At 62.3% G+C, this 10,587-nt stretch carries 8 protein-coding genes; 6 read left to right on the top strand and 2 right to left on the bottom strand.

The window, feature by feature from the left end:
- Nucleotides 1-14: 14 nt before the first annotated feature.
- From ivbL to ilvN, 3 genes are all read left to right on the top strand, one after another.
- Nucleotides 15-128, top strand: coding sequence for an ilvB operon leader peptide IvbL (gene ivbL / locus BHU62_RS24835; RefSeq protein ID WP_154747116.1), 114 nt, complete (start codon nt 15-17; stop codon nt 126-128).
- 111 nt (nt 129-239) lie between these two features.
- Nucleotides 240-1,934 (top strand): acetolactate synthase large subunit, encoded by a 1,695-nt coding sequence (gene ilvB / locus BHU62_RS06360; RefSeq protein ID WP_073529734.1) that lies wholly within the window; start codon nt 240-242, stop codon nt 1,932-1,934.
- Nucleotides 1,935-1,937: 3 nt separating this feature from the next.
- Nucleotides 1,938-2,231, top strand: a complete 294-nt coding sequence (ilvN, locus tag BHU62_RS06355; RefSeq protein ID WP_073529733.1) for an acetolactate synthase small subunit — start codon at nt 1,938-1,940, stop codon at nt 2,229-2,231.
- A 27-nt stretch (nt 2,232-2,258) separates the two neighbouring features.
- Here ilvN and BHU62_RS06350 read toward each other — a convergent pair whose 3' ends face one another.
- Nucleotides 2,259-3,029, bottom strand: coding sequence for a DedA family protein (locus BHU62_RS06350; protein WP_073529732.1), 771 nt, complete (start codon nt 3,027-3,029; stop codon nt 2,259-2,261).
- A 217-nt stretch (nt 3,030-3,246) separates the two neighbouring features.
- Here BHU62_RS06350 and BHU62_RS06345 point away from each other — a divergent pair, with 217 nt between their 5' ends.
- The 3 genes from BHU62_RS06345 to rluA all read left to right on the top strand — a co-directional run bounded on the left by BHU62_RS06345 (nt 3,247) and on the right by rluA (nt 9,475).
- Nucleotides 3,247-5,613 (top strand): DNA polymerase II, encoded by a 2,367-nt coding sequence (locus BHU62_RS06345; protein WP_073529731.1) that lies wholly within the window; start codon nt 3,247-3,249, stop codon nt 5,611-5,613.
- Nucleotides 5,614-5,860: 247 nt separating this feature from the next.
- Nucleotides 5,861-8,767 (top strand): RNA polymerase-associated protein RapA, encoded by a 2,907-nt coding sequence (gene rapA / locus BHU62_RS06340; RefSeq protein ID WP_073529730.1) that lies wholly within the window; start codon nt 5,861-5,863, stop codon nt 8,765-8,767.
- A gap of 57 nt (nt 8,768-8,824) precedes the next feature.
- Nucleotides 8,825-9,475, top strand: coding sequence for a bifunctional tRNA pseudouridine(32) synthase/23S rRNA pseudouridine(746) synthase RluA (gene rluA, locus BHU62_RS06335; protein WP_073529729.1), 651 nt, complete (start codon nt 8,825-8,827; stop codon nt 9,473-9,475).
- 143 nt (nt 9,476-9,618) lie between these two features.
- On the opposite strand, the gene djlA is transcribed toward rluA, so the two are convergent.
- Nucleotides 9,619-10,440: a co-chaperone DjlA gene (gene djlA / locus BHU62_RS06330; RefSeq protein WP_073529728.1), complete on the bottom strand. Its 822-nt coding sequence runs from the start codon at nt 10,438-10,440 to the stop codon at nt 9,619-9,621.
- Nucleotides 10,441-10,587: the final 147 nt, after the last annotated feature.

Here is a 10,587-nt window from a genome sequence, read left to right as displayed (position 1 = left end):
TGACTTTTTTACTGATGATAAGGTTCCCTGTGATCGCATCCTCGCTGACTTCGACCCTACTAGTTACCGCGCTACCAGCCGCGGTGGTCGTCGTGCGTGTGGTGGTGGTCGTCGGCAATGCGCCGTAGGGTCCGAATCAACGCATCGATTCCCAAACCCCGCCGGCGCAAACCGGGCGGGGTTTCTTGTTTTAGCACCCTGCCCAGAAAAGCTCACCGGCCTTGAGAAAGGACAGGAACATGGCAACTTCGGGCACGCCTCAGCCGGGCACCAGCTTCACCGGCGCACAATTGATCGTTCATCTGCTGGAGCGCCAGGGCATCACCACCGTCGCCGGCATCCCCGGCGGCGCGGCGCTGCCGTTGTATGATGCGCTGAGCCAAAGTACCCGCATTCATCACGTGCTGGCGCGCCACGAACAGGGGGCAGGCTTTATGGCGCAGGGCATGGCGCGTGCCAACGGCAAAGCGGCGGTGTGCATCGCCTCCAGCGGGCCGGGCGCCACCAACCTGGTGACCGCCATCGCCGATGCCAAGCTCGACTCCATTCCGCTGGTGTGCATCACCGGGCAGGTGCCCTCCTCGATGATCGGCACCGACGCCTTCCAGGAGGTGGACACCTACGGCATCTCCATCCCGATCACCAAGCACAACCATCTGGTGCGCGATATCCGCGAGCTGCCGCAGGTGATCGGCGACGCATTCCGCATCGCCGAGTCCGGCCGCCCCGGCCCGGTCTGGATCGATGTGCCGAAAGACGTGCAGACCGCCACCATCACCCTGGAGGAGCTGCCGCCGATCGCCGTACCGGACGCCGCACCGACCTTCGATCCGGCGCTGGTTTCGCAGGCCGCCGCGATGATCAACCAAGCGAAACGCCCGATCCTCTACCTGGGCGGCGGCATCATCTGCGCCGACGCTCACCGGCAGGCGCTGGAACTGGCCGAGCGCGCCGGTCTGCCCACCACCATGACGCTGATGGCGCTGGGCGCGATGCCGGTGGAACACCCGCTGTCGCTGGGCATGCTGGGCATGCACGCGGCACGCAGCACCAACTTCATCCTGCAGGAGGCCGATCTGCTGATCGTGCTGGGCGCGCGTTTCGACGATCGGGCAATCGGCAAAACCGAGCAGTTCTGCCCTAACGCCGCCATCATTCACGTGGATATCGACCGCGCCGAGCTGGGCAAGGTCAAGCAGGCCAACGTGGCGATCCACGCCGACGTCGGCCTGGTGCTGCAACAGCTGCTGCCGCTGATCGACACGCAGCCGCGCAGCGCGTGGCTGAACACCGTCAATGACCTGAAGCGCGAATTCCCGTTCAACATGCCGAACGCCGACGATCCGCTGAGCCATTACGGCCTGGTGCTGGCCGCCGCGCGCTGTGTGGACGACAGCGCCATCATCACCACCGACGTGGGCCAGCATCAGATGTGGGTAGCACAGGCCTATCCGCTGAGCCGGCCGCGCCAGTGGCTGACTTCGGGCGGCCTGGGCACCATGGGCTTCGGTCTGCCGGCGGCGATCGGCGCGGCGTTGGCGGAACCCGAGCGTAAAGTGCTGTGTTTCTCCGGCGACGGCAGCCTGATGATGAACATTCAGGAAATGGCCACCGCGGTCGAGCACGATTTGGACGTGAAAATCATTTTGATGAACAACCAGGCGCTGGGGTTGGTGCACCAGCAGCAAACCCTGTTCTACCAGCAGCGCATCTTCGCCGCCGCCTATCCGAAACGCACCGATTTCCTGAAGATCGCCGCCGGTTTCGGGCTGGATACCTGCGATTTGAACGCCGCGGCAGATCCGCAGGCAGCGCTGGCCGAGGCGATCCGGCGCCCGGGGCCATGTCTGATCCACGCGCTGATCGATATCAACGAAAAAGTGTTCCCGATGGTGCCGCCGGGCGCCGCCAACATCGACATGATTGGAGAATAAGCCATGCTGCAACCACAAGATAAATCGCAGGTGATCCTGGAGCTGGCGGTACGCAACCATCCCGGCGTGATGTCGCACGTTTGCGGGCTGTTCGCCCGCCGCGCATTCAACGTCGAAGGCATTCTGTGCCTGCCGTTGAAAGACGGCCAACAGAGCCGCATCTGGCTATTGGTGGCCGACGACCAACGGCTAGAGCAGATGATCAGCCAAGTGGAAAAACTGGAGGACGTGCTGCAGGTGAAGCGCCACAGCGAAGACGTGCGGGTATTTGAACAGCTGGAAGCATTCTTCCAATAACGCGAACGGGGGCAAACGCCCCCTTTTTCATTGGCCGGACAGCACCTGCCACAGCAGGTGCCGATACACCGGCATCAGCGGCTGCTGGCTCAGCAGATAGCCGACCGCCAGCGCCGCCAACCAACTCAATCCGCAAACCACACGCAGCCGCAGCGGCGTCAGCCAACGGCTCAGCCGATCGGCGCCACGCTTGCCCTCACGCCACCAGCGCCAGCTCAGCCACACCGCCAACCAGAGGGTAAGCGCCGCAGCGAGCAGCAGCCACTTGAACATCGCACTGTTGGCGCCGGCGGGGATATCGATCGCCACGCCCGCCAGGATACCGGGGAAGAAATAGACCGGCGGCCAGGTCAGGCAACCGATGATGTTCGGCAAAGCAAACTTGTACGGCGGCAGATCGAGCATGCCGGCCACCATCGGCACCAGCGGGCGCGTCGGGCCAACGAAGCGGCCGATCAGAATGGTGGCCATGCTGTGCTGGTGCAAGGCGTGTTCGGTTTTGTCGAGCAGCGCTTTGTTTTTCTTCAGGAACGACCAACGGTGCAAGGGCCCCTTGAAGGCGCGGCCGACAAAATAGGAGATCCAGTCGCCGAGCAGGCAGCCAACGATGCCCGCTGCCCAAGCATAGTAGAAGTCTACCTTGCCACTGCCGATCAGCGCGCCGATGCTGGCCATCATCACCGTGCCGGGCAGCAACAGCCCCACCAGCGCCAGCGACTCCAGAAAAGCGACCAGCAGAACGACTATCAAGGTGAAAGCCAGTGACTGGGTGATCAAATCTTGTAAATAGGCTTCCATTACACCTCTGCGGATTATTCGTGCCAAACGGGGCGGAGGATTTTCCAGCGCCGCCGCAGACGAGTCAACCGATGAATTGTATGCGTATTTGGCAGCGCCGCGCGGCGATAGACAATGACTGTATAAAAAACCATACTATAATTTATCTATATATTAGCGCCAAAACCGACATCACGTTGAATGTCGCGCACGCCGCCCGGCGGAAGACGAAGGGCTTATGACAGCACTGCAACAAGGTTTCCTGCTCACCCGCCACTGGCGCGACACGCCCGCCGGCACCGAGGTCGAATTCTGGCTGGCGACTGACGCAGGCCCGCGTCAGCTGCGCCTGCCACCGCAAACGTCGGTGGCGTTTATCCCCGCCGAACAGCGCCAACGCGCGGAATTGCTGCTGCGCGAAGAGCGGCAGGTCGAGCTGAAGCCCCTGGTTCTGACGGACTTTCACCACCGCCCGATGCTGGGGCTGTACTGCCGCCAGCACCGTCAGCTCATCAAGCTGGAAAAACTGCTGCGGGAAGGCGGCGTTACGGTCTACGAGGCCGACATTCGCCCGCCCGAACGCTATCTGATGGAGCGCTTCATCACCGCACCGGTGTGGTTCAACGGCCAGGCCAATGGCAGCGGGCCGTTGCTCAACGGTCAAATGAAGCCGGCGCCGGACTACCGCCCGGCGCTCAGGCTGGTGTCGCTGGATATCGAAACCACCGCCCACGGCGAGCTTTATTCCATCGCGTTGGAAGGCTGCGGCCAGCGGCAGGTCTATATGCTGGGGCCGGCCAACGGCGGCGATGAGCCGCTGGATTTCGATCTGGAATACTGCGCCAGCCGCCCGCAACTGCTGGAGCGATTGAACGCGTGGCTGGAACGCCACGATCCCGACGCCATCATCGGCTGGAACCTGGTGCAGTTCGATCTGCGGGTGCTGCAAAAGCACGCCGAACGCTACCAAATCCCACTGCGGATGGGGCGCGGCGGCAACCTGCTGGAGTGGCGCGAGCACGGCTTCAAGCAGAATCACTTTTTCGCCGCCGCCGCCGGCCGCCTGATCATCGACGGCATCGAAGCGCTGAAATCCGCCACCTGGAATTTCCCTTCCTTCAGCCTGGAGTACGTTTCGCAGGCGCTGCTGGGGGAAGGCAAGGCGATCGACAACCCTTATCAGCGTATGGCGGAGATCGACCGGCGCTTCGCTGAAGACAAGCCGGCACTGGCCCGCTACAACCTGAAGGACTGCGAACTGGTGACGCGCATCTTCGCCAAGGCCGATCTGCTCAACTTCCTGCTGGAGCGCGCCACCGTCACCGGGCTGGCGGCCGATCGCAGCGGTGGATCGGTGGCGGCCTTCAGCCACCTCTACATGCCGCGCATGCATCGTCTGGGCTTTGTCGCTCCCAACCTCGGCGAACAGCCGGAGGAGCACAGCCCCGGTGGCTTCGTGATGGACTCTCAGCCCGGCCTGTACGACTCGGTGCTGGTGCTGGACTATAAAAGCCTGTATCCGTCGATCATCCGCACCTTCCTGATCGATCCGGTCGGGCTGGTAGAAGGCATGCGCCACCCGAGCGACGCCGACTCGGTACCCGGCTTTCGCAACGCCCGCTTCTCACGCAGCCAGCACTGCCTGCCGGCGATCGTCGAGCAGATCTGGCAGGGGCGCGAGGCCGCCAAGCGCCAACACAACAAGCCCCTGTCGCAGGCGTTGAAGATCATCATGAACGCGCTGTACGGCGTGCTGGGCTCAAGCGGTTGCCGCTTCTTCGATCCGCGGCTGGCGTCGTCGATCACCCTGCGCGGTCATGAGATCATGCGCCAAACCCGCGAGCTGATTGAAGCCGAAGGCTATCAGGTGATTTACGGCGATACCGACTCCACCTTCGTCTGGTTGAAACAACCGCATGACGAGCAGCAGGCGGCACAGATTGGTCGGGCATTGGTGCAGCAGGTCAATGCCTGGTGGCAGCAACATTTGCAGCAGCAGTTCGGGCTGGCGAACGCGCTGGAGCTGGAGTTCGAAACCCACTATTCCCGCTTCCTGATGCCGACCATTCGCGGCGCCGAACAGGGCAGCAAAAAACGCTACGCCGGCCTGATCGCACGCGGCGACGGCGAGGAAGAGATGGTGTACAAAGGTCTGGAGACGGTGCGCACCGACTGGACGCCGCTGGCGCAGCAATTTCAGCAGCAGCTCTATCAGCGCATTTTCAAACGCCAACCCTATCAGGACTATGTGCGCGACTACGTCGGCAAAACCCTGAACGGCGACTTCGACGATCAATTGGTGTACCGCAAACGGCTGCGCAGAAAGCTCGACGACTATCAGCGCAACGTGCCGCCGCACGCCCGCGCCGCACGCATCGCCGACGACTACAACCGCCTCCAGGGGCGGCCGTTGCAGTATCAGAACGGCGGCTGGATCAGCTACGTGATGACCGTCGCCGGGCCGGAGCCGCTGGAAACCCGTCATTCGCCTATCGACTATCAGCATTACCTCGAACGCCAGCTGCAACCGGTGGCAGACGCTATACTCCCTTTCTTGCACGACGATTTCACCACGCTGGTCACCGGGCAGATGGGGCTGTTTTGAGATTGCGCTGGGTTAAGAAAAATCATCAGGTTTTGCAGGTGACGAACGCGTCGCCTTCCATTACCATAGCGCCCTTCCCAAAACTGAACCACGCTTAGCCCTGCCGTCTTGCGACGTCTGCATGGCGTGAACGGCTATTGCCCGCCAAATTTAAAACAAACCGGGATTAGCTGACGTTCAGTACAGGTACCGCGGCCCTTCCCGCCCGGTAACAAGACTCACTTACAAAGAATCGAGCCGACAATATATGCCTTTTACTCTTGGTCAACGCTGGATCAGCGACACGGAAAGCGAATTAGGACTGGGCACCGTCGTGGCGCTGGACGCGCGCATGATTACCCTGCTTTTCCCCGCCACCGGTGAAAACCGCCTCTATGCCAGAAACGATTCGCCGATCACCCGCGTGATGTTCAATCCGGGCGATACCGTCAGCAGCCACGAGGGATGGCAGCTGCAGGTGGAAGAGGTGAAAGAGGATAACGGTCTGTTGACCTATATCGGCACCCGCCTGGACACCCAGGAAAGCGGCGTGGCGATGCGCGAAGTGCTGCTGGACAGCAAACTGACCTTCAGCAAGCCGCAGGACCGCCTGTTCGCCGGCCAGATCGACCGCATGGACCGTTTCGCGCTGCGTTTCCGCGCGCGCAAATACCAGAGCGAGCAGTATCGCCTGCCGTTCGCCGGCCTGCGCGGCATGCGCGCCAGCCTGATCCCGCACCAGCTGCATATCGCCCATGAAGTCGGCCAGCGCCATGCGCCGCGCGTCCTGCTGGCGGACGAAGTCGGCCTCGGCAAAACCATCGAAGCCGGCATGATCATCCACCAGCAGCTGCTGGCGGGCCGCGCCGAGCGCGTGCTGATCGTGGTGCCGGAAACGTTGCAGCACCAGTGGCTGGTGGAGATGATGCGCCGCTTCAACCTCTACTTCTCGCTGTTCGACGACAGCCGCTACGCCGAAGCCAAGCTCGACAGCAGCAACCCGTTCGAAACCGAACAGCTGGTGATCTGCTCGCTGGACTTCGTGCGCCGCAACAAGCAGCGCCTGGAAGAGCTGGCGGACGCCCAGTGGGATCTGCTGGTGGTCGATGAAGCCCACCACCTGGCCTGGAGCGAAGAAGCGCCGAGCCGCGAATATCAAGTGATCGAACAGCTGGCCGAGCATATCCCCGGCGTACTGCTGCTGACCGCCACCCCGGAACAGCTGGGCCAGCAGAGCCACTTCGCGCGTCTGCGCCTGCTCGATCCGAACCGTTTCCACGACTACGGCGAATTCGTCGCTGAACAGCAGAAATACCGCCCGGTGGCCGACGCCGTCACCCTGCTGCTGAGCGGCGAGCGCCTGGCCGACGACAAGCTGAACCTGCTGGGTGAGCTGATCGACGAGCAGGACATCGAACCGCTGCTCAAAGCCGCCAACAGCGAGGGCGACGACGCCGAACAGGCACGCCAGGAGCTGGTGGCCATGCTGATGGACCGCCACGGCACCAGCCGCGTGCTGTTCCGCAACACGCGCAACGGCGTGAAGGGCTTCCCGCACCGCAACCTGCATCAGATCAAGCTGCCGTTGCCGACCCAGTATCAGACCGCGATCAAAGTGTCCGGCATCATGGGCGCCAAGAAGTCCGTCGAAGCCCGGGCGCGCGACATGCTGTACCCGGAGCAGATCTATCAGGAATTCGAAGGCGAGAACGCCACCTGGTGGAACTTCGATCCGCGCGTGGAGTGGCTGCTGGACTACCTGTTGGCCAACCGCAATGAAAAAGTGCTGGTGATCTGCGCCAAGGCCGACACCGCTCTGCAGCTGGAGCAGGTGCTGCGCGAGCGTGAAGCGATCCGCGCCGCGGTGTTCCACGAAGGGCTGTCGATCATCGAGCGCGACCGCGCCGCCGCCTACTTCGCTTCCGAAGAGGAAGGCGCGCAGGTGCTGCTGTGTTCCGAAATTGGCTCCGAAGGCCGCAACTTCCAGTTCGCCAGCCAGCTGGTGATGTTCGATCTGCCGTTCAACCCGGATCTGCTGGAGCAGCGTATCGGCCGTCTGGACCGTATCGGCCAGATGCACGACATCCAGATCATGGTGCCTTACCTGGAACACACCGCGCAGGCGGTGCTGGGCCGCTGGTTCCATGAAGGGCTGGATGCCTTCGAACACACCTGCCCGACCGGCCGCACCATCTACGACAGCTGCTACGAGCAGTTGATCGGCTATCTGGCCGCGCCGACCGAGCAGGAAGGCCTGGACGAGTTCATCCACGCCTGCCGCCAGCAGCACGATCAATTGAAAGCGCAGCTGGAGCAGGGCCGCGACCGCCTGCTGGAGATGCACTCCAACGGCGGCGACAAAGCCCAGGCGCTGGCGGCCGCCATCGCCGAGCAGGATAACGACGTCAACCTGGTGGGCTTCGCGCTCAACCTGTTCGACATCGTCGGCATCAATCAGGAAGATCGCAGCGACAACCTGATCGTACTGACACCGTCCGACCATATGCTGGTGCCGGACTTCCCTGGCCTGCCGCAGGACGGCTGCACCGTCACCTTCGACCGCGATCGGGCGCTGTCGCGCGAAGACGCGCAGTTCGTCAGCTGGGAGCACCCGATCATCCGCAACGGCCTGGATCTGATCCTGTCCGGCGACACCGGCAGTTGTGCGGTGTCACTGTTGAAAAACAAAGCGTTGCCGGTCGGCACCCTGCTGGTCGAGCTGGTCTACGTGGTGGAAGCCCAGGCGCCGAAGCACCTGCAGCTGACCCGCTTCCTGCCGCCGACGCCGATCCGCATGCTGATGGATCGCAAGGGCACCAACCTGGCAGCGCAGGTCGAGTTTGAAAGCTTCAACCGCCAACTGAACGCGGTCAACCGCCACACCTCCAGCAAGCTGGTCAACGCCGTGCAGCAAGACGTGCACGCTATGCTGCAGCAGGCGGAAAGCCTGGTGGAAGCGCAGGCGCGCACGCTTATCGAACAGGCGAAAAAAGAGGCGGACGACAAGCTGAGCGCCGAGCTGGCGCGTCTGGAGGCGCTGAAGGCGGTCAACCCGAACATCCGCGACGACGAAGTCGAAACGCTGGAGTTCAACCGCCGTCAGGTACTGGCCAACCTCAATGAAGCCGGCTGGCGCCTGGACGCCATTCGTCTGGTGGTGGTCACCCACCAGTAACCGGCGCGACGCGGGGAGGCAGCCGTCTCCCCGTTCAGCCCTTTTCGCGGAGCCAAGATGGAACCCTACAATCCCCCGCAGGACCCGCTGCACATCCTGTATCAGGATGAACACATCATGGTGGTCAACAAGCCCAGCGGCTTGTTGTCGGTGCCCGGCCGCGCGCCGGAAAACAAAGACAGCCTGATGACCCGCATTCAGGCCGATCACCCGGCTGCCGAATCGGTGCACCGGCTGGACATGGCCACCAGCGGGGTGATCGTGGTGGCGCTCAACAAGGCCGCCGAGCGTGAGCTGAAACGTCAGTTCCGTGAACGCGAACCGAAGAAATCCTATATCGCCCGCGTTTGGGGGCATATGGAGCACGACGAAGGGCTGGTGGATTTGCCGCTGATCTGCGACTGGCCGAACCGGCCGCTGCAAAAGGTGTGTTTTGAAACCGGCAAAGCGGCGCAAACGGAATATCTGGTGCTATCACGCGACGCCGACGGCAGCACCCGCGTGAAGCTGACGCCGATCACCGGCCGCTCGCACCAGCTGCGGGTGCACATGCTGGCGCTGGGGCATCCGATCCTCGGCGACGGTTTCTACGCCCCGCCGGAGGCCAAAGCGATGGCGCCGCGGCTGCAGCTGCATGCGCAAGAACTGCGCATCACCCACCCCGCTTTCCAGACGCCGATGCACTTTCGCGCCGAACCGGATTTCTGAGCTCATCACCCAGGGATACCCTAAATAATTCGAGTTGCAGGAAGGCGGCAACTAAGCGCAGCCTCGGGAGCGTACAAAAAGTACGTGACCGGGGTAAGCGCGGGCAGCCAACACACCTGCAGCTCGAAGTATGACGGGTATCGTTATTTAAAACCTTTCTCGCGTTTGATCAGGTCGTACGCCGCCTGGATCTCCTGCGCTTTCTGCTTGGCCATTTCCATCATCTGCGGCGGCAAGCCCTTCGCCACCAGCTTATCCGGATGGTGTTCGCTCATCAGCTTGCGGTAGGCGCGCTTGATGGTGGTGGCGTCGTCACTGCTGCTGACGCCCAGCACCTTGCACGCATCCTCGAGCGTCGGGCCGCGCTGCGCCTGCTGATAGCCGCCCTGCGAATACCCGCCCTGCTGACCGCCGCCGAACTGGCGCCCGCCCTCCATCATGCTGAGGAACTGATCGAACTGCGCACGCGAAATGCCCAATTCTTCGGCAATGACGTACAGCACCTGACGTTCATTCGGGTGCAGCGAGCCGTCGGCGAACGCCGCCTGAATCTGAATTTCCAGAAACATCCGAATCAAATCGAAGCGACCGAAACAGATGCTGCGGAACTGCTGCAGCGTCTCGCGCAGCGGGAACTGGCTCTGTTTGCCCTCGCGGAATGCCTGCTGCGCCGCAGTGCGCGCTTCGCCGTGCAGCTGCAGGCGATCCATGAACAGGCTGGCGATCTGGATATCCGCCTCGGTAACGCGTCCTTTGGATTTGGTCAGGTGGCCCATCACCTGAAAAGTGGTGCGGAAAAACAGCGTTTGCCGCGTTTGCTGGTCGGTGAAGAACCCCCGGCTGCGCTTGTTGCTGCGCGCCGTATCGATCATATGACCGATAATCAGCCCCAGAACTACACCCCAGAATCCCGCGCCAGACCAGATGGCGACGATGACGCCGAGCAGTTTTCCCCAATACTGCATATACTCCTCAATTATCATGCCGAAAGCCGCCTCTCCCCCTTCGCTTCAGGAAAGGGTGCAGGCGATTTTTCCCAGAATTTGGATTATCATACCTGTCATTTATCTTTGCGCCTAACGACGACGCAAGTAAACGGCTGGATTTAGCAC

Origin of the sequence: Serratia marcescens (genome assembly GCF_001902635.1) — a bacterium.
GTDB classification, from domain to species: Bacteria; Pseudomonadota; Gammaproteobacteria; order Enterobacterales; family Enterobacteriaceae; genus Serratia; species Serratia marcescens_F.
This window is presented reverse-complemented; position numbering and strand designations above follow the sequence as displayed.

Bases quoted from the DNA above. Each gene is read 5' to 3' on its own strand.
- ivbL (WP_154747116.1), top strand. From the start codon at position 15: ATGATAAGGTTCCCTGTGATCGCATCCTCGCTGACTTCGACCCTACTA.
- ilvB (WP_073529734.1), top strand. From the start codon at position 240: ATGGCAACTTCGGGCACGCCTCAGCCGGGCACCAGCTTCACCGGCGCA.
- ilvN (WP_073529733.1), top strand. From the start codon at position 1,938: ATGCTGCAACCACAAGATAAATCGCAGGTGATCCTGGAGCTGGCGGTA.
- BHU62_RS06350 (WP_073529732.1), bottom strand. From the start codon at position 3,029: ATGGAAGCCTATTTACAAGATTTGATCACCCAGTCACTGGCTTTCACC.
- BHU62_RS06345 (WP_073529731.1), top strand. From the start codon at position 3,247: ATGACAGCACTGCAACAAGGTTTCCTGCTCACCCGCCACTGGCGCGAC.
- rapA (WP_073529730.1), top strand. From the start codon at position 5,861: ATGCCTTTTACTCTTGGTCAACGCTGGATCAGCGACACGGAAAGCGAA.
- rluA (WP_073529729.1), top strand. From the start codon at position 8,825: ATGGAACCCTACAATCCCCCGCAGGACCCGCTGCACATCCTGTATCAG.
- djlA (WP_073529728.1), bottom strand. From the start codon at position 10,440: ATGCAGTATTGGGGAAAACTGCTCGGCGTCATCGTCGCCATCTGGTCT.